The sequence below is a fragment of the Leucobacter chromiireducens genome (assembly GCF_051993095.1).
Lineage (GTDB): Bacteria > Actinomycetota > Actinomycetes > Actinomycetales > Microbacteriaceae > Leucobacter > Leucobacter chromiireducens.
Map to the genome: position 1 here is coordinate 1,959,831 of NZ_CP197024.1, position 25,828 is coordinate 1,985,658.

Sequence of the window (25,828 nt, forward strand, 5' to 3'; positions counted from 1 at the left end):
ACAGCTCGTCCCTTCCCCGTGCGACCCGATGCGGGACGGAAAGGCTCTGTACCCGCTGTGCCTCCGAGTGAAGCAGCTTTCCACTTGGATCGCCCGGCTTCGTGAAGTATTCGATCGAATCGGAACAACACAAACGCCCCGGGCGACTGCCCAGGGCGTTTCTGCGGTGCGCTCCGCGACCAGTCTGTGTGGGGTCAGTTGCCCGGCGTGGCGCCGGAGAGCACGTCGAGCGCGTGCTGCAAATCAGCGGGATAGGTGGAGCTGTACTCGACAAGCTCCCCCGAGCCCGGATGACGGAATCCCAAGCGCATTGCGTGCAGCCACTGGCGGCCAAGGCCAAGACGTTCAGACAGCGTGGGGTCCGCACCGTACATGCCGTCACCCACACAGGGGTGCCGCTGCGCAGACATATGCACGCGAATCTGATGCGTGCGGCCCGTCTCCAGTTCAATCTCGAGGAGCGTGGCGTACGGGAACGCTTCGAGTGTCTCGTAGTGCGTGACCGACGGCTTGCCATCGCGAGTCACTGCGAACTTCCACTCGTGGCCAGGGTGTCGTCCGATCGGGCCCTCGATGGTGCCCGAGAACGGATCCGGGTGCCCCTGCACGACGGCGTGGTAGATCTTTGAGACCTCACGTTCCTTGAACGCGCGCTTCAGTTCGCTGTAGGCACGCTCGCTCTTCGCGACAACCATCAGCCCACTCGTGCCGGCGTCGAGCCGGTGCACAATGCCCTGACGCTCGGGCGGGCCCGAGGTCGCGATGCGATAGCCCGCACCGGCGAGGGCGCCCAGGACCGTTGGGCCCTCCCAGCCGAGCGATGGGTGCGCGGCGACTCCCGCAGGCTTGTCGATCACCACGATGTCGTCGTCGTCGTGCACAATACCGAGCTCGGGCAGGTGCACGGGGATGATCTCGGGTCCGCGCTTCTCTTCCCAGGAGACCTCGAGCCAGCCGCCAGCGGCGAGCCGATCCGATTTGCCGAGCGTCTGTCCGTCGAGCGCGACGCCCCCACCCTGGGCAATCTCAGCAGCAAAACTGCGCGAGAACCCGAGGAGCTTCGCGAGCGCAGCGTCGACGCGCTCCCCCGCGAGCCCATCGGGAACGGGGAGACTACGGTGTTGCATTGCCGCGCCCTTCGGAGTCATCGGATGCGGAATCGGTGCTCGACGCTTCTGTCTCGGGCGCAGACGCCGATTCGGCGGCCTTCGCAGCAAGCTTGGCCTCCTCGGCCGCTGCCTCGTCGGCCCGGGCCTGCGCACGGCTGCGTCCGTCGATCGGCAGTCCGAGGAGCGTGATCACGATGAACAGGATCATGCCCGACACAATGCCGATATCGGCAATGTTGTAGATGGCCTCGTTAAAGCCCAGCCACATCCACGGCGTGGAGATGAAATCGATGACGTGTCCCTCGGGGAACCCGGGTTCACGCGTCAACCGATCCGTGAGGTTGCCGAGCACCCCACCGAGCAGGAGCCCCAAGAAGAGCGCCCACGGCAGCGAGCGGAGGCGGCGAATCTGCCACAGGATGACGATGACAACGGCGGCGGCCAGGATCGTGAAGATCCAGGTCTGCCCGGTCGCGAGCGAGAAGGCTGCCCCGGGGTTCCGCACGAAGTGCCACCGGAGCACATCGCCGAGCACGGGGACGGTCACGCCCTCTGGAAGGGTGGCGACCACCCAGTTCTTGACGAGCTGGTCGGCGGTGAACACCGCGATCGCAACGACAAACAACACCAGCGGCACCAAGCGGCGCCACGGCCGAGAGGCCGTGGCGCCGGGTGCCGCGTGAGCGACGAAGTTCACGCGGAACGACTACTGCAGGCCGTCGGGTGCGCCGGCGGGCTCGGGCGAGCCGTCGAGGCCGCGGAGCTGCGACTGGATGTAGGAGCGGAGCGTCGAGCGGTACTCGCTCTCAAACTGACGCAGATCCTTGATCTTGAACTGCAGGTCACCGCGCTCATCACCGAGCAGGCGGAGCTCCTCGGCACGCTGCTGCTGAGCTTCCTCAACGAGCTGCTTTGCGGTGCGCTCGGCGTCCTGAATCATCTGGTCACGCTTGGACTCTGCCTCAGAGATCAGCTCGTCGCGGGTCGTCTCGCCCTCGCGCACGTGCTTGTCGTGCAGCTCGAGCGCGAGCTGGAGCATGGCGCTCGACTTGACGGCGTCGGGGCGGGTGCCCTCCGCAGCAGCAACGACCGGAGCGGGCGTGGCAGCGGGCGCCGGTGCGGGCGCGTCAACGACGATGGTCTGCTCGGACGGTGCGGAGTCGTCCGACCCCTCGTGGCCGGCGCCGGCCTCGCACTCAGCAAGCTTTGCGGTGAGCTCGTCGATCTTCGAGCGGAGCTCGTCCTTCTCCTGCTCATGCTGGCGGAGTTCCTCGACGATGGTGTCAAGGAAGTCATCGACCTGGTCGAGGTCGTAGCCATCGCGGAACTTGGTGATCGTGAACTTCTGGTTCACGACGTCTTCGGGAGTCAGGGCCATCGTTTCGTCTCTTTCGATTCGGGACCACTGACGTGGTCTGTGACAACGCTCGAACACACGTGGTCTGTGACCACGCTAGCAAATAATGCTTCGTTCGCGCAGAATCCGTTTACAGGCGACCGGGGATGATTGCGAGGAGAATGATGCAGACGAGCATGGTGAGCATCCAGCCCAGGTCGATTGCTACCTGCCCGAGCCGAATCGGAGGCAGCAGTCGCCGGAACATCCGGATCGGCGGATCGGTGATCGAGTACACGAATTCCACCGCCACCGCAGCAAAGCCGCGCGGACGGAAGTTTCGGTTGAGTACGGTCACCCAGTCAAGGATGAAGCGTGCCCACAGCACCAGGGTGTAAATCCGCAGTGCGATACGGAGCACCAGGAACAGGACAGCGAGAACTCCCACTGCTTATTCCGCGGGCGAGACGAAGAACGAACCGCTGTCGTTCTGACGCGACTCTTCGCCGGCGATCTCGATGTGCTCGGGCGACAGGAGGAACACCTTGCTCGTGACGCGCTCGATACGGCCGTTCAGCCCCATCGTGAGCCCACTGGCAAAGTCGATAAGACGCTTCGCGTCCCCCTCGTCCATGCGGGAGAGGTTGATGATCACGGGAACGCCCGCGCGGAAGCTCTCAGCGACCACCTTGGCATCACGGTACTCCGTGGGGTGAACGGTGAGGATCTCGTTGAGCGGCTGTGCGGCGGGCTGCGTCGTCGGAGTGACGCGGCGCAGCGGCGTGACCGCGGCTCGCGGCGCAGGAGCTGCGCGCACGGGTTCAGGCTTTGCGGCCTGAGCCGGGGTCGCACGCGGCACAGCGGCGGTCTCTTCCGCGGCGGCCGACTGCTCTTCGAGCTCTTCCTCGGCCAGGCCGAGGAACACCATCGTCTTCTTCAGCGGGTTGCTCATATTCTCTCCCAACGGTGCGGTGCTCCGAGACTATCGGGGCTCGGGTCGATTCCCTGTGATTGCGCTGCCGATTCGCAGGTGTGTCGCCCCGGCAGCGATTGCTTCGGCGTAGTCGTGGGTCATCCCCGCCGAGATGTCACGCGCTTCAGGCGCGACGGCGCGCACGCGCTCGGAATAGCCCGCGAGGCGCTCGAAAGCTCGCGCAGGCTCTTCGTCTAGCGGGGCGACAGCCATCACACCGCGCAGCCGCAACGACGGATTCTGCAGGGCATGCTCGGCAAGGGATTCGAGTTCATCCGCCGCGATCCCGCCGCGACCGGGGTCGTCAGTGAGGTTCACCTGCAGGAATGCATCGAGCGGACGCTCAAGGTCGCTGAGCGCGTCGATCAAGCGAGCACGATCGATTGAGTGAATCGCGTGCGCGTAGCGGGCGGCCTGTCGCGCCTTTTTCGTCTGCAGCTGGCCGACGAAGTGCCAGTTCAGCCCGAGGTCCTCGAGCTCTGCGGCCTTCTCCTGGGCCTCCTGATGCCGGTTCTCCCCCACGTCACAAACGCCCAGGCCCGCAAGGGCCCGCACGAGCGCTGCGGGGTGGAACTTCGTCACCACGATCGTGGTGACGTCCTCCGGGTCGCGCCCGGCAGCGCGGCAGGCGTCAGTGACGCCCTCCCGCACCGCCGCGAGGCGATCCGCAAGACCGGGGAACTCCGGGAGAGACAGCTCACTCATGCGTGCTACTTCAGGAACTCGGGGATGTCGAGGTCGTCGTCATCATCCCCGTCAAACGCAGGATCCTTCAGCTGCGCCTCGACCGGCGGGTTCGAGAGCACTTCACCGAACTGACCGGTTGCGGGCGCCTCTGCGCCCTTGTCGCCGTTCGCATTGAATCCGGGGAAACCCAGGCCGGTCGCGGCGGCGGTGGCACCGGCCGAGACACGGGCACCGGGCACCTCGTCCAGGCTCTCCACGTGGCTGCCGCGTCGGCCGCGCTCGGGCGCAGCGACCTGGGCTGCAGCCTGATCAGCGTCGAAGCCCGCCGCGATCACGGTGACGCGCACCTCGTCGCCCAGCGTGTCGTCGATGACGGTACCGAAGATGATGTTGGCCTCGGGGTGCACGACATCCTGCACGAGGGTCGATGCCTCGTAGATCTCGCTGAGGGCGAGGTTCGAGGAGCCCTGGATCGAGAGAAGCACGCCGTGCGCGCCCTCGACGGATGCCTCGAGCAGCGGGGAGGCAACTGCGAGCTCCGCTGCCTTAATGGCACGATCCGCACCGCGGGCGGAACCAATACCCATGAGCGCCGCACCGGCGCCCTGCATCACAGACTTCACGTCTGCGAAGTCGAGGTTGATAAGACCCGGGGTGGTGATGAGGTCGGTGATTCCCGAGACCCCGGCGAGCAGCACCTGATCGGCAGCCGCGAAAGCCTCGATCATGCTGATCCCGGGCTCGCTGATGTCGAGCAGGCGGTCGTTCGGAACAACGATCAGGGTGTCGACCGCCTCGCGCAGCGTGTTCACGCCCGCATCGGCCTGCGCAGCACGGCGCTTGCCCTCGAAGCTAAACGGACGGGTCACGACGCCGATGGTGAGCGCACCAATCGACTTTGCGATCCGCGCAACGACGGGCGCAGCGCCGGTGCCGGTGCCGCCACCTTCACCTGCGGTCACGAACACCATGTCCGCGCCCGTGAGCGCTTCCTCGATCTCCTCGGCGTGATCCTCAGCTGCGCGACGGCCCACCTCGGGGTCGGCGCCAGCGCCGAGCCCGCGGGTGAGCTCGCGACCCACGTCAAGCTTCACATCGGCGTCGCTGAGCAGCAGTGCCTGCGCGTCGGTGTTCACGGCGATGAACTCGACGCCACGCAGGCCGAGCTCGATCATTCGGTTGACCGCGTTGACGCCGCCACCGCCGACACCGACGACCTTGATTACCGCGAGGTAGTTCTGGTTCCCTGACACCTGGATCCTCCGCCCCTAACCTTCAACCTTTACCTGAAGTTTAAAGTTAGTATTGCTGAATACGTTTCTGCGTCCACGCTAGGGCCACGTTGCATCACGGCGCCGCAGACACGCCGCGTCCGCACGCAGAATCACAAAACTTCGCGCGGGAGTTGCTACCGGAAGACCGGCGCCTCAGATGAGGACACGTCGATGTAGCTGACCTCGCGGTCACCGAGCGACTTCAGCATCGTTGCGAGGACGGCCGACTTTCGTCGCGAGGACTCCCCGTCCCCCCACATCACTTCGATTCCGCTCGCGAGTGTCAGTGTGACGTCCTGCCCGCTCGACGCGGTCACTCCGGAGACCTGGTCACGCAGCTCGCTCGGCATATCTCGGAGAGCACGAGTGGCGGAACGGAAGGCTTGCGAAGAGCGATCCTTCAACGCCCCGCTCCCAAGCGGCACCCCCTTCGGTGCAGCCTCAGCACTGCCAAGCTTCACTCCGGCGGCGTCGTACAGGCCCACACCATCTTCTTCGGCGAGGGACACCACCGCGACGCGCTCCTCGATGCGCACCGTAAGCGTGTGCGGAGGAATCCGTTCGACCGCGTATCGCTGAATCAGCGGGAACGGCTCAAGAGCGCGGTGCACCTCGCCGTCGTCGACGAGCGCGAGCGGCACGCCCTCAAACTGCGCAAGTGCCGCACGAACTTCGTCTTCGGGCACGCCTGACGCGCCGACGAGCTCAATGTTCCGCACCGCCATGAGCGGCGTGAACACCCCCGCTGCAACGAAGAGCACTAGGCCAGCCACCGCCCCGAGCACGATCAACCACATGCGGCGACGGCGACGGGCGGCCACAGTAAAGCGCTGCTGTTCTCTCCGGCGCTGAGACTTCCGCTGCCGTTCTGCGGCGCGCACGCGGCGCTCGGCAGCGCGCACGGGATCCTCTGCCCGATCCGCGCGCCACCGCGCGAGCGCGCCACCGGAGCGAGGCTCCTCCCCCGGCTCGGCAACATCAGCGCCGGGCCGGATCGAGGAAAGATCGACCGTGTGCGCGTCCGCGGCATCAACGAGGCCGGAGGACTCAACTCCAGGAAGCGAGGCAGCGTCGCTCCCGGGAAGTCCGTGCTCGGCAGCCTCGTTCTCGGCAACCAAGTTCTCGGCAACCTCGTTGTCGGCAACCTCGTTCAGGGCATCGAAGTTGTACACGTCCGTACCGCGCGCAACGGTGTCGTGAGCGTCCGTATCGCGCGCGGCCGGAGCCTCGGACGAGGACACGCCGGCAACCCCCGAGCGGAGTCGATCAAGCACACTCCGCCGCGGGGCGGCGGGTGGCGGGGTCGGGGCTTCCGGATCCCACGCTGCCGTCTCTGCGAAATCTTCAGCCGCTGCGGGCTCGTTCGAGTCCGGACGCTCCGGCGCCCGGTCGAACCCGCTCGGCCGCTTCACTACTCGGCGACCTCGAAGCGGCCGCGCAGCGCGGCAACGACCTGCGGGATGATCTGGTAGACCGTACCGCAGCTCATCGTTACCATGACATCGCCGGGCTGCGCGATCTGTGCCAGGTAGTCGGCAGCGCGGGCCCAGTCGTCGATGTACGACACCTTGCTCGCATCAGTGAAATCGTTGGAAACGAGCGCGCCGGTCACCCCTTCGACGGGGTCCTCTCGCGCGCCATCGACCGCGAGGACCACCGTGTGGTCGGCGCCGGCTTCCAGCACCTCTGCGAACTCACGGTGGAACATGCTCGTGCGGCTAAACAGGTGCGGCTGGTGGATCGCGACAAGCCTTCCCTCGCCCACGACTGCGCGAGCGGAGTCAAGAAGCGCGGCAACCTCGGTGGGGTGATGCGCGTAGTCGTCGTACACACGCACACCGGCCACCTCAGCGTGGAACTCGAAGCGGCGCTTCGTGCCACCAAACTCGGAGATCGCTGCGAGGGCCGCGGCAGGCTCGAAACCGAGTCCGGTGAGCACGGCGAGCGCACCCACCGCGTTGACCGCGTTGTGTCGGCCGTAGACCGCGAGCTGTGCGCTGTGCTCGGTACCGTCGATCGCGACGGTGAAACGGACGGGGCCCGAATCATCGACAGAGACGATCCGCACATCGGCGTCCGCGGCTTCGCCGAAGGTTCGGATCGGAGCGTGAGACGCCGAGCTGTCAGCGCGGAGCGCGGCGAGCACTTCGAGAGCGCCGGGGTCGTCGGCCGAAATGACGATCTGCTCGCGCGCGCCGCGCGCAAAATCGACGAACGCCTGCATGAATGCCTCACGCGAGCCATAGAAGTCGAGGTGCTCGGGATCAACGTTCGTGATGAGCGCGATCGCCGTGTCGTAGAGCAGGAACGACTTGTCTGACTCGTCCGCTTCGATCACAAAGAGGTCGTCAGTGCCCGGACCGGAGCTGACGCCGAGCGACTCGATGATGCCGCCGTTCACGAACGACGGGTCGGCGCCTGCGCCGAGCAGCCCGGTGACAATCATGCCGGTGGAGGTCGTCTTGCCGTGCGCGCCAGCGACCGACACCACACGCTTGCCTCGCGCCAGCCAGGCGAGTGCCTGCGAGCGGTGGAGCACGGGCATGTTCGTCGCGAGCGCCCGCTGGTACTCGGGGTTGTCCTGCCAGAGCGCGCCGGTGACCACGAGCGTGTCGGCGGTGCCGACGTTCTCTGCGTCGTGACCGATCGCGACCGGGATGCCGATCTCCTCGAGCGCCGCGGTCGAGTAGTTCGCGCTGCGATCCGAACCGGTGACGGTGACGCCGGCCTGGTGCATCATGCGCGCGATCCCGCTCATGCCGGAACCACCGATGCCAACGAAGTGCACCTTCCCGAGTGCTTCAGGGATGGTCAGTTCGAGATCGGGGTAGATCATGGATCCTCCTAGCGGGTCGACAGTCAAGCGTACCGCGCCCAGCCTGCGGGGCGCCCGGTGATGCGCGGCGCGGCGCGGGCTCCCCCGCCCCGCGCCGCGCTCCGTCGGGAACTAGGCCGGGGTGCGCTCCGCTGCGGGCGGTGGCACAAGCGGCACCGCGAGCGCAGGAGTAAGCGCAATGAGCGCGAGCGTCGCCGGGATGCCGAAGAGCCCGATCGCCCCGCCCACCACCGGGCCAACGGCGGCCGCGGCAAGGAACTGGCCCGTGTTCTGAATTCCAAGCGCGCGCCCTGCCCACGAGGGACCCGCAAGCTCAGCCACCGCGGTGAACGCGAGCCCGTTGTCTGCCACGCTGACGCAGCACGCGATCACATAGGCGACCGCGGCCGGCACGCCCCACTCCAGCCAGCCGCAGGCCGCTGCGGCGAGAAGCGTGACGATCCCGGCGACCGCGACAATGCGCAGGGGACGCAGCCGCGATCCCGCACGATCGCTCCACACACCAACGAGGATGCGCCCCGCGGCACCAGCGAACTGTGCCCCAGCAACCAATGCGCCCGCCGCGAGCGCACTCCAGCCGAAACCGACCGTAAACCAGACGAGACCAAAGGTGGAGAGCGCGAACTGGGGAACGACCAAGAGCACGGAGGCTGCGTGAATGCGCACGAGCGTCGCGCCGCCACGATAGGGATTCACCGGCCGCAGGGGCGCTTCCGCCGCCGAGATCGCCGGGCGCTGCGCGCGCTCGGGATCGTGGACCACCGCAATCACTGCGGCAAGGCTCACCAGGACGAGCACGCCGCCGAGCGCGAGCGCCGCGGGAATGCCGAACCCTGCAGCAAGCGGCGGCACCCCAAGCGCCGCGATCGCCATGCCGAGCGGCTGGCAGGTTTGGCGGATTCCCATCGCGAGGCCGCGTCGCTCTGCGGGGAACCAGCCCGTGATCAGCCGGCCGCTCGCACTGTTCGTGCACGCCGAAGCGGCACCGCAGGCAACCAGCGCAATGGCGAGCGGCACGAGCGCGCCGAAACCCCCATCACTCGCACTGGGCTGCTCCGCTCCACCGATCGGGATCGCTGCGGCCATGGCCAACGCGACCATGAGCGTGGTCGCGGCGAGGCCAACAATGAGCACGCGGCGCTCACCGAAGCGGTCGGTGGCGGCGCCCCACAGCACGAGCGCTGCGACGAGCCCCAGGTTCGGCGCGCCGGCGAGGAGCCCGGCTTCGGCGAGGCTCAGCCCCCCGGCGTGCAGGTGCGGAATCAAGAAGGCGGGCGCCGCCGCGACGATAGTGGTGGCTGCCTGAGCCAGCACCATGACGGCGAGCATCACCCAGAGGCGAACGGGAACGTGCATGCGGAAACTCCAAGGATGTGAGCGGAGACCGGCACGACGGAGCCGCCGCGGACGGGGAGCCGGTCGGCTCAGACCCCGCCGCGGCCCCGAAGGAGGAGCATCGCGCGCATACCGAGGAGCCTATCGCGTGCGCTCGGCAGAGACCGCCTCGTGCACGAGCTCGAGCAGCCGCTCGGTGCCGTCGAGCGTGCCAGCGCTCCGCGAGCGCTCGGCCATCGCGGTGAGCCGCTCGTCGTCGGTGAGGAGCGGCAGCAGCGTGCCCGTCACCCAGGAGGGGGTGAGCTCGCCGTCCTCGACGAGCTGCGCACCGCCCGCCTCGACCACGCCCGCGGCGTTGAATCGCTGCTCGCCATTGCCCACCGCGTAGGGGACGAACACGGCAGGGATCCCGAGCCCCGCGATCTCGCTCACGGTGGTCGAGCCAGCGCGCGAGACGACCAGATCGCACGCGGCAAACGCGAGGTCCATCCGGTCGCAGTACGTGATGACGTGGTACCCGGGCACTCCGGGGTCTTCAACCTCCGTGAGCCCGCCCCACACATGGAGCACCTGGATGCCGGCCGCAACGATCTCCGCAGCGGACCCCGAGATGCCGCGATTGATGGCGCGGGCACCGAGCGATCCGCCGGTCACGAGGAGCGTGCGTCGATTGGGATCGAGCCCGAAGTGTTCGCGCGCCGAAGCGCGAAGCGCGACGCGATCGAGCCCGGTGATCTCGGGGCGCAGCGGCATGCCCGTGACACGAGCGTTCGGGATCGGGGTGCCGGCAAATGTTACGCCAACGTACGGCGTGCGTCGCGCGCCCATCTTGTTCGCCATTCCGGGTCGGGCGTTTGCCTCGTGAATGACCACCGGCACCCCCTCCTTCGCGCCAGCGCGATACGCGGGTGCTGCGGCGTAGCCACCAAAGCCCACCACCACATCGATACGGCGTGCACGAATCAGCTCGCGCACCTCGCGCACCGCGCGCGCAAAACGTGCGGGGAACTGCAGGGCCGCGAGGTTGGGGCGCCGCGGGAAGGGCAGGCGCGCAATCGTGACGAGCTCGTAGCCGCGCTCGGGAACGAGTCGAGCCTCGAGCCCCTCCTTCGTGCCCAGCACCACGATCTCCGCCCCGGGTTCGGTACTGCGAATCAGATCAGCGAGCGCGAGCAGCGGGTTGACGTGGCCGGCGGTGCCGCCTCCAGCGAGCAGGTAGCGAGTCATCGGGTGTTCCGAATCCTTTCCTTAGGCCGGGAGACGCCGGCCGCGGCCAGTTCGGCCTGATAGAGCGCGCCGTCACGCGCAATCGAGATGACAACGCCCATGGCGGCGAGACAGGCGATGAGCGCCGTACCGCCGGAGCTGATGAGCGGAAGCGGTACACCGAGCACCGGCAGCACCTCCAGCACGACGCCGATATTCACGAGTGCCTGGCCCACGATCCACACGAGGATACCGCCGACCACGGCCTTGCCGAAGCGATCCCGCGCTCGCGAGATGACCCGCAGCATCACGATCGTGAGCGCCACGAACATCGCGATCACGAGGAGCGCGCCGATGAGACCGAGCTCCTCACCGATGATCGCGAAGATGTAGTCGTTGTCGGCCGCCGGTAGCCACGACCACTTGGCCTTTGAGCTGCCAAGCCCCACCCCGAAGAGGCCGCCGCCGGCGAGCGCCCAGCGCCCGTGCAGTGGCTGCCAGCCGAGACCCGAGTAGTCGGCATTGCCCGCCGCGTGACCGAAGAGTCGGTCGAGCCGGTTCTGACTCGTAACGACGAAGAAGACCACGGCGAGGAGTCCGCCCGCGGCCGTCACCGCGAGGCTCTTCCAACTCACCCCACCGAAGTACATCGCGCCGAACACCATGCCCGCCATGATGAGCACCGTGCCGAGGTCCTTGCCGAGCAGCACCACGCCGAGCGCGAGCAGCGCTCCGGGGATCACCACGGGGATGAGCTCGTGCTTCATGTCCCCGAGTAGTGGCTCCTTGCGCAGCAGCACGGTGCCGACCCACACGACGAGCGCGAGCTTGAGCGCTTCCGAGGGCTGCGCGCCAAAACTGCCGATCTGGATCCAGTTCCTGTTGCCGTACACCTCGATACCGAGCGGGGTGAAGACGAGCAGCTGAAGGAACAGCCCAAGACCCAGCAGCCACCACGCCCACTTCTTCCAGAAGTCGATGGGCATCGCCGCGGCAAGCAGCATCATCGGGAGGCCAATGAGGGCGAAGGTGGCCTGCTTCCAGAAACCACCGAAGAAGCCCTGGTCGTTGAGGTACGAGGTGATCGAAGACGACGAGAGCACCATGATGAGCCCGAAGCCCACGAGCAGGAACGTGATTGTGTAGAGCGCAATCACGGTGCGGTCGGTGCCGGTGCGCAGCACGGAACCGAGGTTGATCCGGGCAAAGCCCGAGCCACGCCCCCCGCTCTCCGCCTGCCCCGCGCTCACTCGGGTCACCCCAGCTCGGTCACGGCGGCTTGGAACTGCCGCCCGCGATCCGAGTAGCTCTCGAACTGATCCATCGATGCGGCAGCGGGTGACAGCAGCACGGTGTCGCCCGGCTGAGCAATGCTCACCGCGGCGGCAACCGCCGCGGCCATCACTGCGTCGCTCGCATCGATCTCGGCAATGGGTCGCTCGCCCAGGTGCGCACGGAGCGCCGCGAGCACGGGCGCCCGGTCAACTCCGATCACCACGGCGCCGCGGAGGCGGTGCGCGTGGGTCGCGACCAGCTGTTCGATGTCGACGCCCTTGAGGAGACCCCCGACGATCCAGACGACATCGGTGAGTGCGCGGAGCGACGCATCGGCCGCGTGCGCGTTCGTCGCCTTGGAATCATCGATCCAGTGCGCGCCAGCGTGCTCGCCGAGGCGCTGGGTGCGGTGCGGATCGGGCTGGAAGCTCAGGATCGCGCGTGCGATCTCGGCGGGTTCCACGCCGCGCGAGCGCGCGAGGGCCGCCGCTGCGAGCACATTCTGCACCATGTGCGGTGCCGCGAGATCGCGCTCATTCAGTTCGTCCACCGTGACCAGTTCGAAGGCTTCCCCGCGACGCTCGGCGTGAAAACCCCGGTCGATGAGGATGCCCTCGACGATGCCGAAGCCGCTCGGCGGCGGGGTGTCGAGCCCGAAGCTGATGGCGCGGGCGCCCTCAACCACGTCGGCCTCCTCCACCATGCGCTCGGTCGCTGCGTCTGCGCGGTTGTACACGCAGGCCACCTGCGTGCCGTCGTACACCTTGGCCTTCGCGGCCCAGTACGCCTCGGCACTGCCGTGCCAATCGAGGTGATCGTCGGCGAAGTTCAGGCACGCACTCGCGTACGGGGAGATCTGGCCGAGCCGCTCGAGTTGGAAGCTTGAGAGCTCCACCACGAGGGCGTCGTACCCTTGCGGATCGCGCAGCGCGTCAAGAATGGGCGTGCCGATGTTCCCTGCAGGAGTGACGCGCAGGCCACCCGCGGCGAGCATGTGCGCCGTGAGCTGGGTGGTGGTCGTCTTACCGTTCGTGCCGGTGATGCAGATCCAGTCGGCGATACGGTCGGTCTTATCGCGCAGTCGCCACCCGAGTTCGATGTCACCCCACACGGTCACACCGTTCTCAGCCGCCCATGTGGTGAGCGGGTGATCGGGGCGATAACCGGGTGACACCACGACGAGCTCGGGATCGAACGCGACCAGGTCGGCCAGCTGCGCGGCGTCATCGCTTGCGGCGAAGCGCTCCGAGCCGATCACGTCGAGGAGGCGCTCTCGATCGGGATCGGGGGCGCCGTAGACCACCCGAACCCGTGCCCCCAGCTCAACGAGCGTGTCGGCAACCGAAAAGCCCGTCACGCCAAGACCGAGCACGGCCACGCGCAGGCGCGACCAGTCGGCATGCCAGCTGGTGAGCGCCGCGACGCGCGCCGCCACCGTTTCCGCGTGCGTGTTCTCCACGGTCATCTCTCGTCCTGTCCTCAGATCCAACAACTACTGTTGCAGCAGCCACTCGCCGTAGAAGGCGCCAACGCCCGCCACAACGAAGAGCCCGGCGATGATCCAGAACCGCACCACGACGGTCACTTCGGCCCAGCCCTTGAGCTCGAAGTGGTGATGGATGGGGCTCATCAGGAAGATGCGCTTGCCCTTCGTCACCTTGAAGTAGAGGCGCTGCACAATCACGGAACCGGTCTCGATGATGAAGAGACCGCCGATGAGCACGAGCAGCAGCTCGGTCCGGCTGAGGATCGCGAGCGCGGCGATAGCGCCGCCGATGCCCATCGAGCCCGTGTCGCCCATGAAGATCTGGGCGGGGTTGGTGTTCCACCAGAGGAAGCCGGCGACACCGCCGAGGAACGCCGCCGCGATCACCGCGAGGTCCATCGGATCCCGGGTCTCGTAGCATCCCGCTTCGAACGCGGTGGTCGCGCAGTTCTGCGAGGACTGCCAGAAGCCGATGATCAAGTACGCGCCGAACGCGAAGATCGCGGAGCCCGCGGCGAGGCCGTCAAGTCCGTCGGTCACGTTCACAGCGTTCGTGGTCGCGGTGACGATGAGCATCACCCACACGATGACGAGGATCACGCCGAGCACCACCCCGAGCGACATGAAGTCGAAGGGCAGATCGCGGAAGAGCGAAATGTGGGTCGACACGGGGGTCAGCCCGGCCTCATTCGCGAACTGCAGGCCGAGCAGCGCGAACGACACCGCGATAATCACCTGACCGGCGATCTTCGCCCAACCACCCAGTCCCGCCGACTGCTGCTGGCGGGTCTTCATAAAGTCATCGATGAAGCCAACGAGACCCGCACCCACCGCCATGAGGATGACGAGCAGCGCCGAAGGCGTGGGCGTCTCCCCCATGATGAGCTTGCCCAAGAAGTAGGCGATCACGGAGCCGGAAATGAAAATGATGCCGCCCATGGTGGGCGTACCACGCTTCACCTCGTGCTCCTTCGGCCCGTCCACGCGGATGGGCTGCCCCCACTTCAGGCGGTTGAAGATACGCACGAACACCGGCGTAAGCAAGAGCGAATACAGCAGCGAGAAGCCGCCGGCGATCAACAGAGCGATCATGCGAAGGCCTCCCCCAGGCGATCGCCGAGGAAGCGGAGCCCCGCGGCGTTCGATGATTTCACAAGAACAGTGTCGTTGGGCTGCAGCGTGCGCGCCAGATAGTCGAACGCGGAGTCCTGATCCTCAAAGAAGACGCTCTCGCCGTCCCAGGATCCCTCGTTGATCGCGCTGATGTGCAGGTTGCGCGCCTCGGTTCCGACCACGACGAGCTCGGAGATGCGCAGGCGAACCGCCTGCAGCCCGATGCGAATATGCTCCTCGATCGAGTACTCACCGAGCTCGCTCATCGCGCCGAGCACGGCAACCGTGCGCCCCTCGGGCTTTGCGATCTGGGCGAGCGTGCGCAGGCCCGCGCTCATCGAGTCGGGGCTCGCGTTGTATGCATCATTGATGATGGTCACGCCGTCGCGGCCGCCCATCACCTCCATCCGCCAGCGGGCAGCGCGAGTCGCGCCCTCGAGCGCGGCGACCACGTCAGCGAGCGAGAGGCCGAGCTCGAGGCCCACCGTCGCGGCGGCCAGTGCGTTCGTGACGTGGTGCTCACCGAGGACACGGAACACCACCGGGTGCGATTCGCCGTCGGCATGGATTGTGAAGCGGGTGCCGCTCGCGTCAGAGTCGACGTCGCTTGCGCGAACGTCGGCCTCCGGGTGGCGCCCAAACCAGCGCACCCGCGCCTGGGTGAGCTCGCCCATGCGTGACACGTACGCGTCGTCACGGTTGAGCACGGCAACCGCCGTCTCGGGCAGTTCGCGCACCATCTCGCTCTTCGTACGGAAGGTGGTGTCGATGCCGCCGAACTCGCCAGCGTGCGCGAGCCCTACGGTGAGCACGACACCGATGTGCGGGGGCGCCATGCCGGTGAGGCGAGCAATTTCACCCTCGGCGCTCGCGCCCATCTCAGCAACGAGCGTTCGGGTGTCGTCTTCGACGCGCAGCATGGTGAGCGGTCCGCCCACCTCGTTGTTGAATGACTTTTCCGAAGCCACGAAGGTGCCCACGCGCTCTGCCATCGCGGCGACGAGGTTCTTCGTGGTGGTTTTGCCGTTGGAGCCGGTGATGCCGACGATGGTGAGTTCGCCAGCGGCGCGCACACGGCGCACCACTTCGGTGGCGAGCGCGCCGAGCGCATCAGTCGTGTCGGCCACAATGATCTGCGGCACCCGACCATCGATCTCGCGCTCACCGACCACGAGCGCCGCGCCCGCGGCAATTGCCTGCGGGACAAAACGGTGGCCGTCGGTCTCTTCGCCGCGCCGGGCGAAGAAGATCTGCCCGGGGGCCACCTCGCGAGAATCGGTCTGCGACTCCCCGCGCACGGGTGTCTCGGGTCCGGCACCGGAAGTGCCGGGCACCAGGCGTCCGCCGGTGGCGGCCGCAATCTCAGCGAGCGTCAGTTCAATCACTGGAGCAATCCTGCCTCGCGGAGCGCCCCGCGTACTTCATCCCGCGCCGAGTAGGGAAGAAACTGCCCGGCGATTTCCTGGTGATCCTCGTGTCCGGGACCGGCATACAGGATAACGTCCCCCGCTTCGGCGAGCGAAATGGCGAGCCGCACGGCCTTCCGCGGATCGCCCTCCTCGATCACCTCTGCGTGGTTCGCCGAGCGTGCGCCGGTGAGCAACTGCGCACGGATCGCCTCGGGCGGCTCCGATCGCGGGTGGTAGTCGCAAATGATCACCGTGTCGGCGCCCGCAGCGGCGATCCGGCCCATCTCCTCGCGCTTCGTCGTGTCACGGTCGCCGTCAGCGCCAAACATGAAGATGATTTTTCCCGGGGCGACTTCGCCGAGTGCCTCGAGCATCGCCTCGAACGATCCCGGCGTGTGGCCGTAGTCCACGAAGAAGCGGGGGCCGCGCGAGCCCGGCTCGGTCATCTCCTCGAGTCGCCCGGGGATGTAGACCGGGATCCTGCCCCGCTCAAGTCCAGCCGCGACCTGTTCGAGTGGCACCCCTGCCTCGTGCAGCATGATGAGCGCGAGGGCGGCGTTCTCCGCCATGAAGCGGCCAAACACGGGCACGCTGCCGCGGAAGTGGGCGCCCTCGGGTCCCTGCAGCACGAACGACACACCGTCGAGTGTCTGCGCGGTGATCGCGAGGTGCCAGTCGGCCTGCTGCCCGTACTCGGTGGCCAGGCGGGTCACTGGAATCTGCGACTCACGCGCGATTCGCTGCCCGTACGCGGAATCGACAACCACAACCCCGCGCGCCGCGCGCTCCGGGGTGAAGAGCGCAAGCTTCGCGGCGAAGTAGGACTCCAGGTCACCGAACTCGTCCAGGTGATCCTGCGAGAAGTTGTTGAACGCAACCACGTCGAAGTGCACGCCGTCGAGCCGGTGACGCACCACCGCCTGCGCGGACACCTCGATCGCCACGGCATCAACGTCGCGCTCGCGCATGCGGGCGAGCAGACCGTGCAATTCGGAGGCCTCGGGGCTCGTGAGGTTTGCTGGGATCACCTCGTCGCCGACCCGGCGTTCCGCCGTCGAGCTCAGCCCGGGAGTGAGTCCGGCGGCCTGCATCAGCTCAGCGAGGATGTACACGACGCTGGTCTTGCCGTTCGTCCCGGTGACCCCGAGCATCTTCGGCGCGAAGTCGTCGGTGCGGTACACCGCGGCGGAGACCGCGCCGAGCAGCTCGCGCGGGTGCGCCTCCGAGATGAGGATCGGCAGGGCGATCCCGGCCTCGCCCGCGCGCTCCGCGCCAGCAGCGTCGGTGAGCATCGCGTGAGCGCCGAGCGCCAGCGCCTGTGCGGCAAAGTCTGCTCCGTGGCGCTTTGCCCCCGGCATCCCGATATACAGATCGCCGGCGCGCACGTCGCGCGAATCGAGCGACACGCCCGTCACCACCACGCCCTCGAGCGACCCGCGTGCGTCGAGCCCGAAGCGGGTTGCGAGCTCAGCGAGCGAAAACGGGGTGGGGGTCTGCGGTCGAATGCTCAGCGCATCTCCGGTACTCACGTGGGTGTGCCTCCTGCGGGCGTGGTCTAGTACTCCGTGGGGAGCGGTGTGAACTCCCCGGTGGAGGGCGGGATATGGAAGGTACGGATTGTCGCTTCAGCGGCTTCACGGAAACTGGTGATCGCCGCGACGCCGCCGTCCCCCGCCGACGGGAACGCAATCGATGCTACCGCGACGTACTGCGGATCGTCGGCGGGGAAGATCCCGGCGAAGGAGTGAACGTAGTCCTCGCGGTAGCCGCCCTGGTTGTCAGACTGCTCCGCGGTGCCCGTCTTTCCAGCGATGCGGTAGCCGGGAATCTTGATCAGGTCTTTGTACCAGCCCTCGGTCACGACGGTTTCGAGCATCGCCATCACGTCGTCCGCGGTGCTCTCTGAAATGGCGCGGACCTCTTCTCCGTGATCCGGCTTCGTGCTGGTGCCGTCGGGTTTCGTGCAGCTCTCAACAAGGGCGGGCGGGATTCGCACGCCGCCGTTCGCGAACGTCTGGTAGATCCCCGCGGTCTGCACGATGGTTGTCGAGAGCCCCTGGCCGAACATCGTGTTGTAAGACGTCTGGGGATCCCAATCCTCGACTGCCGGCAGCTGGCCACTGTCTTCAAGCGGCATGCCCGCCTCGGTCGAGGCGCCCACCCCAAACTTCTGCAGGTACTCGTACCGCTTCTCCGGGCTGACCGCGCTGCCGAGCGTGGCAATACCCACGTTGGAGGACTGGGTGAGGATGCCGGTGAGCGTCCAGGGCATCGGCTCGTGGTTGAACGAGTCGCCGAAGCGGGCGTCAGGAACGGGCTCGATGTAGTCGGGGGTGAGGTTTTGGGTGAGCGGCGTCGCGGCGCCTTCCTCGATGAGCGTCGCGGCGGTGAGGGGCTTGAACGTGGAGCCGGGCTCGTACGGCGAGACAAACGAGCGCGCTTCGCGCTTCAACGGGTCGGAGGCGTCAACATCGTTGGGGTCGACGGAACCGTCCTCAGCGACCGCAACAAGCTCACCCGTCTTCACGTTCATGATGACGAGATAGCCGTACTCCGCGCCGACCTCCTGGACCTGCGCGTTGATGGTCTGCTGTGCCTCCCATTGCAGGTCGCGGTCGAGGCTGAGCTTCACCGTGCCGCCGTTCTCCGCCTTCCGCGTCACGACGACGCTGCCGGGCAGCGGCACGCCGTCTGCTCCGCGCTCGTAGATCTCCGACCCCGCGACACCGGTGAGGCACGTGTCCTCTGCGAGCTCGATGCCCGCCTGAGGCACGTCCTCAAAGCCCGCGAAACCAACGATGTTGCCGGCCACCGCGCCGTTCGGGTATGTGCGGGTGTGGTGGCTTTCGAACGTCAGCCACGGAATCTGCAGCGCCTTGAGCGCATTCAGCTGCTCGAGGTCGACGCCGCGCTTCACGTATGCAAAGTCAGACTTCTTGTTGATCTCGAGCGCATCGTCAACGATCTTCTGGATCTCAGCGGCGCTCTGTCCCGTAATCTCGCCGATCTCGCCGAACGCTTGCTTCGCCGTGACCTCGACCGTCGCGATTCCGCCGCGCTCGGGGTCGGCGCGCCAGAATCGGCCGCCCTTGACGATCGTGTTCTTGGGCGACAGCTGTACGTCGTACCGCTCATCGGTGGTGGCGAGCACCTCGCCGTTGCGATCGACGATGTCGCCGCGAATGCTCGGCACCGTAATCGGCACCGCGCGCTTATCCTTCGCATCTTCGTTCAGCTGCGGCGCCGAGATCACCTGGACGTCCACGAGCCGGATCAGGAACACCGCGGCCGTGATCACGACGATGATGAGCGCGATCAGGCGCCGTGTGGCTCCGCCGCGCAGACTCCGCATTCCGATCCTCCCGTACGAGCTGCCGGGTTAGTGGGTCTCGGGTGCGGGCAGCTTGCCCTGCCACCGTACCGCCGGCTCGCTCGGACCCGCCTGGGCGGAGGCGCCTGCGCCGTCACGAGGAACGAGAAGCCCCGCTGCGTCGACCACCGGCATCGTCTCGAGGGTGGCGTTGGGCACCAGGTTCCCCCGCGCCTCAGAGGTCTCCGACTCGAGCGCGCCAAGCACCGCTCCGTCACTCATGCGCAGGGTCGCCGGGCGTGAGTTCTGCACCATGCCGAGCGCGGCCGCGTTCTCCGCGAGGTTCTGGGGCGAAGAGAGCTTGTCAACGTTCTGCGAGAGCACCCGCTCCACGCGGGCGAGGTCGCGCTGCTCGAGCTCGAGCGCACGCGTCTCGTAGGCGCCCTGCGAGATCGCGATGCTGAGCCCGAGCTGCGTCGCGAGGATCACGAGGATCACGCCGACGGCAACGAGCGAGCCAACGAGCGGGCTCAGCCCGGCGCGCTTGCGCTGCTGCGGGGCCGCAGGGGCAAGGCGCAGGTGGCGCTCGCTCGGCGCGGCCGGGGTGCTCTGTGGCGCGAGTTCGAAGCTGTGCTCCAGATCGCGGTCGAACTCGATCGGCACCGTGTTGTTCATCGCACGTCCCTCGCTCGTTCGGCGGCGCGGAGCCGCACGGGGATCGCTCGCGGGTTGCGGGCGCGTTCAGCGTCGTCAGCGAGCTCGGCGCCGCGGGTGAGCAGACGGAACTCGGGACGGTGCTCGGGGAGCTCAACCGGCAGCCCAGCGGGAGCGGTCGAGCGGCTCCGCTTCGTGAGCTCGCGCTTCACGAGGCGATCCTCAAGCGATTGGTAGGACATGATGACGGCGCGGCCACCCAGGTTCAGCAGATCGAGCGCCGCGGGAATCGCGCGCTCAAGAACGGAGAGTTCACCGTTTACCTCGATGCGGAGCGCCTGGAACACCCGCTTCGCGGGGTGGCGCTGATCCCGCACCGCGGCCGGCGTGGCCTGCTGAAGCACGTCGACCAGTTGTCCACTTCGTTCGATGGGCGCCTCGGCTCGCGCCGCGACAATCGCGCGAGCGTAGCGCCCGGCGAGCGGTTCCTCGCCGTAGCGTTCGAAGATCGCGCGGAGCCGGCCCTCCGGTGCGGTCTGCAGCACCTCGGCGGCGGTTTCGCCCCGGCTCTGGTCCATGCGCATGTCGAGCGGGGCGTCCTGCGCGTATGCGAAGCCGCGATCCGCCTCATCAAGCTGCAGTGAGGAGACACCGAGATCGAAGAGCACGCCGTCGATGCGCTCAAAACCGGCGCCGCGCACCGCCTCCGCGATCTCGTCGTAGACGGCGTGCACACGAATTGCGCGGTCGCCGAAGCGTTCCAGCCGCTTCCCGGCAAGCGCGAGCGCTTCCGTGTCGCGGTCCAGGCCAATCAGTGTGAGGCCAGGGTGAGCGGACAGCAGTGCCTCACTGTGGCCGCCCATGCCGAGCGTCGCATCAACGAGCACGGCGCCCTCACGGCTCGCCGCGGGGGCGAGGAGTTCCAGGCAGCGATCAAGCAGCACGGGGACGTGCAGCTCACTGGGGTCGCGGGTATCAATCGTCATGATGGCCGGGCTAGAACATGCCCGGGATCACCTCCCCGTCAGTTTCGGAAAATGCTGCTTCTTGTTCACGCAGGTAGGTCTCCCACGCAGTGGCGTCCCAAATCTCAGCTCGAGACCCGGCGCCGATCACGGCGAGATCGCGATCGAGCCCCGCGTAGTCACGCAGGCCAGGCGGGATCGTCACGCGATGCTGCTTGTCCGGCGTCTCCGGGTGTGCGCCCGAGAGGAACACACGCAGGTAGTCGCGAGCGTGCTTCGAGGTCATCGGCGCTTGGCTGATGCGCTCGTGCATTGCGGTGAACTCCTGCTCGCTGAAGACGTACAGGCAGTGCTCCTGCCCACGCGTAATAACGAGTCCGTCGGAGAGCTCGTCACGGAACTTTGCGGGAAGGATGAGCCGCCCTTTGTCGTCGAGCTTGGGCGTGAAGGTTCCCAAGAACATGGGTTCCTCCCTCCGCCGGATCGACTTGGGCACCAGACTACTCCACTTTCCTCCACCCCAGGGGGTTTCCCCTCCACTTTCTTCCAGCGAGGCGCAAGACCCGCAAGATTCCGGGCCTGTTGCGCGTGAACTTCGAACGGCAGACGCGGGCGCTCGGCGCGTTGGGAAGGTCTTTCTTGTGAGTTTGCAGCAAGAATCGCCCTCCGAGAGGCCTCCGTGGAGGAAAGTGGAGTCAGTTTCGTAGCAGCACTCCTTCGAGCCCGACGCGAGCTGAAGCGGGCACAAAAAAAGAGCCGCGGATCGTTTCCGATCCGCGGCTCGAAGCCGTACTCAGGGGAGGCTTTAGCGCTCCCCCTCCATCCGCTCATCCCAGCGGCGCTCCATGCGCTCACTGAGCGACTCACGCGGTGCCGAGCTCTTCCCACTCGGACCACCGCCGTTCAACACGTCTTCAACCGTCACGGTCTCCGAGCCGCGCGACATCATGAGTGTCACGCCTCCGACCATGACCGCGAAACCGATGAGCCCCAACCACAGCTGCTGTGCGGCGACCCCGCCAATGAGCGCGCCAACCCCCACCAAGAGGACGACGATGCCCAGGACGAGGGAGCGATAGTTCAGACGACGCTGGCTGACCGAACCGGTCTGCATCACGTCGGCCTCGCTCTGATAGAAACCGCGTTCCATCTCGTCAAGCAGCCGCTGCTCGTGTTCTGACAGCGCCATGACGATCCTCCCGACACTCAAACGATCTGTACCCTACAGTGTACGGCGCTCGGCCGAGAGTAGGCTAGTCGTGTGCAAGAAACGACGCGACTCGCAGGGCTTATTCAGGAGCGAATCAACGACACGCTCTCCCATCACCGGGCGGCCCTCGCCCCACTCGGGCCCGACGCACACGCGCTGCTCGATGAGGCCTTTGGCTTCCTCACCGGCGGCAAGCGCTTCCGCGCGCAGTTCGCGGTGCTCGGCTTCCGCGCGGTGGCACCGCTCGATCTCGTGGGCGAGCTCTCCCCCGAGCTCGACCGTGTGCTCGACGCCGCATGCGCACTCGAACTCTTCCACGCCGCAGCGCTGATCCACGACGACATCATCGACCGCTCTGATACGCGCCGCGGACGCCCAGCGGTGCACCGGCTCTTTGCCACGATGCATGAGCAGCAGGGCTGGATGGGTGCTGCCGATCACTTCGGCCTGGCCGGGGCGCTCCTGCTGGGCGATCTGCTGCAATCGTGGGCCGATGAGCTGATGAACCGCGCGTGCGATGCGACGGCGGACCGCGGCGCGGCACGCCAGGCTCGCGACCACTTCAATCGGATGCGCAGCGAGGTGGCGGTGGGCCAGTACCTCGACGTCCTCGAAGAGCAGCAGCCCACCTTCGCGGGACATGAGGAGCAGCTCGAGCGCTCTACTCGAGTGCTCGTCTACAAATCCGCGAAGTACAGCGTCGAGGCGCCACTGCTCATCGGCGCCGCACTCGCGGGAGCATCCCCCGAGGTCGAAGATGCACTCTCCGAGTTTGGTTTGCCGATCGGGGTGGCGTTCCAGCTTCGCGACGACCAACTCGGAGTGTTCGGCGATGAAGAGCTCACGGGCAAGCCGATCGGCGACGATCTCGCCGAGGGCAAGCGCACGGTACTCGTCACGCTCGCGCGCGAGCACCTCCCCACCACACAGCGCAACATCTTCGATGGGCTGCTCGGCACCGATCTCGATCCCGAGCAGGTGATGATGATGCAGCGCACGATTCGGGAGAGCGGTGCAGTGGAGCGCGTCGAGGACATGATCTCGCGCAACGTGGAGCGAGCGACTGAGTCTCTGCGCTCAGCCCCGGTCCTTCCCGACGCCGCGGCGCAGCTCATGGTGCTCGCGGAGCGGGCGGCCCGCCGCGCGAGTTAGTCGCTCGCGCGGTGCGCTCGCACTGAGTTCAGAACGCGAGCGACTGCGTTGCGCGACGTACCGCGCTCTTGCGCCCGGCAACGAGCGAGTCGATGGGGCGCTCGCCGAGCTCCTCATTCACTTCAAACAGCCAGTCAAGCGCTTCGTCATCCGCGAATCCGGCGTCGAGCAGCGCGAGCAGCGTGCCACGCAGCGAAGGCAGCGGGTGATCCCCCTGCACGAACTCGACGGGGACCATCAGGACGCCGTCGATGCGCACGGCGGCGAGCTGATGATCCTCAATCAGGCGCCGCAGCTTCCCCGGGGTCAGCGCGAAGCGCTCAACCAGCTCGGGGATCGTGAAATAGGACCTGTCAGGTGCGATGTTCTCGGCCACACCTCAACTTTGCCAGCGTGATCCACGAAGCGCAATCCGCCCGAACCCGGCGCGCGTCGAGTTTCAGCCCCCGAATGTTCCGTAGACTTCCGCTGTGACCTCTGCGCCCTCCGACCCGTTGATCGGGCATACGCTCGATGAGCGCTACGCGATTCGTTCGCGGATCGCCCGCGGCGGGATGGCGATGGTGTACCTCGCCAACGATCTGCGGCTTGAGCGCCGCGTCGCCGTCAAGGTGATGCATGAGCACCTGGCGGAGGACGAGAACTTCACCCGCCGCTTCGAGCAGGAGGCACGGAGCGCTGCGCGGCTGTCGCACCCCAATCTTGTGAACGTGTTCGACCAGGGGCATGACGCGGGACGCACCTACCTGGTGATGGAGTACCTGCCGAGCATCACGCTCCGCGATCTCCTCAAGCAGCAGAAGCGGCTGACGGCGGAACAGACACTTGAGATCGGCGAGGCCGTCCTCTCCGGTCTCGCGGCCGCGCATCGCGCGGGTATCGTCCACCGCGACATCAAGCCAGAGAACGTGATGCTTGCGGACGACGGTCGAATCAAGCTCGGTGATTTCGGTCTCGCGCGCGCGGTCTCCGCGAACACCACCACGGGTCAGGCACTGCTCGGCACGATTGCGTACCTCTCCCCCGAGCTGGTGACCCGTGGCGTTGCCGATGCGCGGAGCGATCTCTATGCCTTTGGCATCATGTTTTACGAAATGCTCACGGGCACGCAGCCTTTCACGGGCGAACAGCCCATGCAGATCGCGTACCAGCACGCACACTCCGAGGTACCGCCGCCCTCTGCGAAGTGCGCGGAGGCGACGCCGGAGCTCGACGACTTCGTGCGCTGGACCACCCAGCGAGAGCCGGATCATCGCCCGAAGGATGCCGATGAGGCACTCGCAGCGCTCACGCAGTTGCGCCTCGGCCAGCCGCTGCCGCCCGGGGCCACACGGGTGCTCGACTTTGGCGCGGCCGGCGGCTCGCCCGCGACCACGGTGCTCGACGAGGCAGTCCCCAGCGCGGCGGGCGCGGCGACGGCGGGCACCACCGTGCTCAGCGACGGGACGACGGTGCTGGGCGACGGCACCACGGTGCTCCCCGACGGTACGTCGATCCTGCACGATGGCGCACACACTGCCGCCGGGGCGCCCGCCTCGGTGCCGGCGACCGCGCTCGACCGCGCTGCGAGTTCGGCACAGCGACGCACTCGCCGCGGGCGGCTGCTCGCCACGGTCCTCGTGCTCCTCGTGGCGCTCGCTGGCGGTATCGGATGGTGGTTTGGGCAGGGCCCCGGTTCACAGGTCACCGTGCCAGATATCGCCGGCGCGGATATGGCGACCGCCGAGAGCGCGCTCGCGGAGCAGGACCTGGTGGTCGAAGTCTTCGAGTGCCCCAGTCTCACCGTGCCCGCGGGACAGGCCGCTCGCACCGAGCCCGAAGCGGGCTCTCGCCTCGACCGCGGCGCGACGGTGCGGCTGTGCACATCGACCGGCCCCGAGCTGAAGCCGGTCCCCACGATTGTGGGGCTTGACCTGAACGCGGCGCGTGAGGAGATCACGAAGGCGGGCTTCACCGTTGGTGAGGTGGTCGACACGCGGTTCGCAGATGACAACAAGGATGTCGTGCTCGCGGCCCTTGATCCGGATGGCGATGCGCTGGGCGAGGAGTATCCCGAGCGCGCGAAGGTCAACCTGGTGGTCTCGGCCGGTCCGCTTCCAAACGTGGTCGGCTCGAGCGCGGCAGACGCGACCGCGGCGCTCGAGAAGGCCGGCCTCACGCTCGATGCGGGGCTCGGGTCCGAGGCGCACGATCCTGAGATGCCGAATGGCAACGTGCTGGCGCTCATCACGAACACTGACCCGGTGCGCCCGGGCGACGCCGTCGGCTTGCAGGTATCGCTCGGCCCCGAGCTGTTCGAGATCCCGGACGTCAGTGGGAAGCCACTCCAGGAGGCCATGGACATCCTGACGGATGCCGGCTTTGCGCCGAGCTCGCTCGTGCCGAGCGGCCCGCTGCGTGACCTCGCGAAGGCGACGTCGACCGATCCCGCCGCGGGTGAACGCGTCGAGGCCGGCACCGAGATCCGTGTGAAGAGCACGATTTCGCTGTAGCGCCCC

The 25,828-nt window shown here is 67.2% G+C and carries 24 protein-coding genes; 2 read left to right on the forward strand and 22 right to left on the reverse strand.

What is annotated here, in order from left to right; translation table 11 throughout:
- Nucleotides 1–194: 194 nt before the first annotated feature.
- The 21 genes from ACR81A_RS08860 to ACR81A_RS08960 form a co-directional block, all read right to left on the reverse strand.
- On the reverse strand, nt 195–1,127 hold the full coding sequence (locus ACR81A_RS08860) for an RluA family pseudouridine synthase (protein WP_440311625.1): 933 nt from the start codon (nt 1,125–1,127) through the stop codon (nt 195–197).
- Complete coding sequence (gene lspA / locus ACR81A_RS08865) at nt 1,114–1,806, reverse strand: signal peptidase II (RefSeq protein ID WP_440311626.1); 693 nt, start codon at nt 1,804–1,806, stop codon at nt 1,114–1,116. The genes ACR81A_RS08860 and lspA overlap by 14 nt, the downstream gene beginning before the upstream one ends.
- 9 nt (nt 1,807–1,815) lie before the next feature.
- The gene (locus ACR81A_RS08870) at nt 1,816–2,487 is read right to left on the reverse strand and encodes a DivIVA domain-containing protein (RefSeq protein WP_202382924.1); all 672 of its coding nucleotides are present in this window, start codon (nt 2,485–2,487) and stop codon (nt 1,816–1,818) included.
- 109 nt (nt 2,488–2,596) lie between these two features.
- Nucleotides 2,597–2,893, reverse strand: coding sequence for a YggT family protein (locus ACR81A_RS08875; protein WP_202382925.1), 297 nt, complete (start codon nt 2,891–2,893; stop codon nt 2,597–2,599).
- Nucleotides 2,894–2,896: 3 nt separating this feature from the next.
- Nucleotides 2,897–3,397, reverse strand: coding sequence for a cell division protein SepF (locus tag ACR81A_RS08880; protein WP_202382926.1), 501 nt, complete (start codon nt 3,395–3,397; stop codon nt 2,897–2,899).
- A 30-nt stretch (nt 3,398–3,427) separates the two neighbouring features.
- A complete protein-coding gene (locus ACR81A_RS08885) occupies nt 3,428–4,123 on the reverse strand; it encodes a YggS family pyridoxal phosphate-dependent enzyme (RefSeq protein ID WP_440311627.1) in 696 nt (231 codons plus the stop codon).
- Nucleotides 4,124–4,128: 5 nt separating this feature from the next.
- On the reverse strand, nt 4,129–5,358 hold the full coding sequence (gene ftsZ, locus ACR81A_RS08890) for a cell division protein FtsZ (protein ID WP_440311628.1): 1,230 nt from the start codon (nt 5,356–5,358) through the stop codon (nt 4,129–4,131).
- Nucleotides 5,359–5,513: 155 nt separating this feature from the next.
- On the reverse strand, nt 5,514–6,791 hold the full coding sequence (locus tag ACR81A_RS08895; protein WP_440311629.1) for a cell division protein FtsQ/DivIB: 1,278 nt from the start codon (nt 6,789–6,791) through the stop codon (nt 5,514–5,516).
- Complete coding sequence (gene murC / locus ACR81A_RS08900; RefSeq protein WP_202382930.1) at nt 6,791–8,215, reverse strand: UDP-N-acetylmuramate--L-alanine ligase; 1,425 nt, start codon at nt 8,213–8,215, stop codon at nt 6,791–6,793. The genes ACR81A_RS08895 and murC overlap by 1 nt, the downstream gene beginning before the upstream one ends.
- Before the next feature lie 111 nt (nt 8,216–8,326).
- Nucleotides 8,327–9,571: an MFS transporter gene (locus ACR81A_RS08905; protein WP_440311630.1), complete on the reverse strand. Its 1,245-nt coding sequence runs from the start codon at nt 9,569–9,571 to the stop codon at nt 8,327–8,329.
- A gap of 120 nt (nt 9,572–9,691) precedes the next feature.
- A complete protein-coding gene (locus ACR81A_RS08910) occupies nt 9,692–10,777 on the reverse strand; it encodes a UDP-N-acetylglucosamine--N-acetylmuramyl-(pentapeptide) pyrophosphoryl-undecaprenol N-acetylglucosamine transferase (RefSeq protein WP_440311631.1) in 1,086 nt (361 codons plus the stop codon).
- On the reverse strand, nt 10,774–12,015 hold the full coding sequence (locus ACR81A_RS08915) for an FtsW/RodA/SpoVE family cell cycle protein (protein WP_337248990.1): 1,242 nt from the start codon (nt 12,013–12,015) through the stop codon (nt 10,774–10,776). The genes ACR81A_RS08910 and ACR81A_RS08915 overlap by 4 nt, the downstream gene beginning before the upstream one ends.
- The gene (gene murD / locus ACR81A_RS08920) at nt 12,012–13,496 is read right to left on the reverse strand and encodes a UDP-N-acetylmuramoyl-L-alanine--D-glutamate ligase (RefSeq protein WP_202382933.1); all 1,485 of its coding nucleotides are present in this window, start codon (nt 13,494–13,496) and stop codon (nt 12,012–12,014) included. The genes ACR81A_RS08915 and murD overlap by 4 nt, the downstream gene beginning before the upstream one ends.
- 27 nt (nt 13,497–13,523) lie before the next feature.
- Nucleotides 13,524–14,609: a phospho-N-acetylmuramoyl-pentapeptide-transferase gene (gene mraY, locus ACR81A_RS08925; protein ID WP_202382934.1), complete on the reverse strand. Its 1,086-nt coding sequence runs from the start codon at nt 14,607–14,609 to the stop codon at nt 13,524–13,526.
- Nucleotides 14,606–16,015 carry a UDP-N-acetylmuramoyl-tripeptide--D-alanyl-D-alanine ligase gene (locus ACR81A_RS08930; protein WP_440311632.1) on the reverse strand — a complete coding sequence of 470 codons (1,410 nt, stop codon included), beginning with the start codon at nt 16,013–16,015 and terminating at the stop codon, nt 14,606–14,608. The genes mraY and ACR81A_RS08930 overlap by 4 nt, the downstream gene beginning before the upstream one ends.
- On the reverse strand, nt 16,012–17,568 hold the full coding sequence (locus tag ACR81A_RS08935) for a Mur ligase family protein (protein WP_440311633.1): 1,557 nt from the start codon (nt 17,566–17,568) through the stop codon (nt 16,012–16,014). The genes ACR81A_RS08930 and ACR81A_RS08935 overlap by 4 nt, the downstream gene beginning before the upstream one ends.
- Before the next feature lie 26 nt (nt 17,569–17,594).
- A complete protein-coding gene (locus tag ACR81A_RS08940) occupies nt 17,595–19,391 on the reverse strand; it encodes a peptidoglycan D,D-transpeptidase FtsI family protein (protein WP_202382937.1) in 1,797 nt (598 codons plus the stop codon).
- Between the two features lie 27 nt (nt 19,392–19,418).
- Entirely contained in the window at nt 19,419–20,024 is a 606-nt protein-coding gene (locus tag ACR81A_RS08945; RefSeq protein ID WP_202382938.1) for a hypothetical protein, read from the reverse strand.
- On the reverse strand, nt 20,021–20,989 hold the full coding sequence (rsmH, locus tag ACR81A_RS08950) for a 16S rRNA (cytosine(1402)-N(4))-methyltransferase RsmH (protein WP_202382939.1): 969 nt from the start codon (nt 20,987–20,989) through the stop codon (nt 20,021–20,023). Before rsmH ends, ACR81A_RS08945 begins: the two co-directional genes overlap by 4 nt.
- A gap of 10 nt (nt 20,990–20,999) precedes the next feature.
- The gene (gene mraZ, locus ACR81A_RS08955) at nt 21,000–21,431 is read right to left on the reverse strand and encodes a division/cell wall cluster transcriptional repressor MraZ (protein ID WP_202382940.1); all 432 of its coding nucleotides are present in this window, start codon (nt 21,429–21,431) and stop codon (nt 21,000–21,002) included.
- A 342-nt stretch (nt 21,432–21,773) separates the two neighbouring features.
- Nucleotides 21,774–22,157 (reverse strand): DUF3040 domain-containing protein, encoded by a 384-nt coding sequence (locus ACR81A_RS08960; protein ID WP_440311634.1) that lies wholly within the window; start codon nt 22,155–22,157, stop codon nt 21,774–21,776.
- Between the two features lie 72 nt (nt 22,158–22,229).
- Here ACR81A_RS08960 and ACR81A_RS08965 point away from each other — a divergent pair, with 72 nt between their 5' ends.
- Complete coding sequence (locus ACR81A_RS08965) at nt 22,230–23,330, forward strand: polyprenyl synthetase family protein (protein ID WP_202382942.1); 1,101 nt, start codon at nt 22,230–22,232, stop codon at nt 23,328–23,330.
- Nucleotides 23,331–23,358: 28 nt separating this feature from the next.
- Here the strand turns inward: ACR81A_RS08965 and ACR81A_RS08970 are convergent, their stop codons facing one another.
- Entirely contained in the window at nt 23,359–23,706 is a 348-nt protein-coding gene (locus ACR81A_RS08970; RefSeq protein ID WP_202382943.1) for an Rv2175c family DNA-binding protein, read from the reverse strand.
- A gap of 94 nt (nt 23,707–23,800) precedes the next feature.
- On the opposite strand from ACR81A_RS08970, the gene pknB reads away from it, so the two are divergent.
- On the forward strand, nt 23,801–25,822 hold the full coding sequence (gene pknB / locus ACR81A_RS08975) for a Stk1 family PASTA domain-containing Ser/Thr kinase (protein WP_440311635.1): 2,022 nt from the start codon (nt 23,801–23,803) through the stop codon (nt 25,820–25,822).
- Nucleotides 25,823–25,828 lie beyond the last annotated feature (6 nt).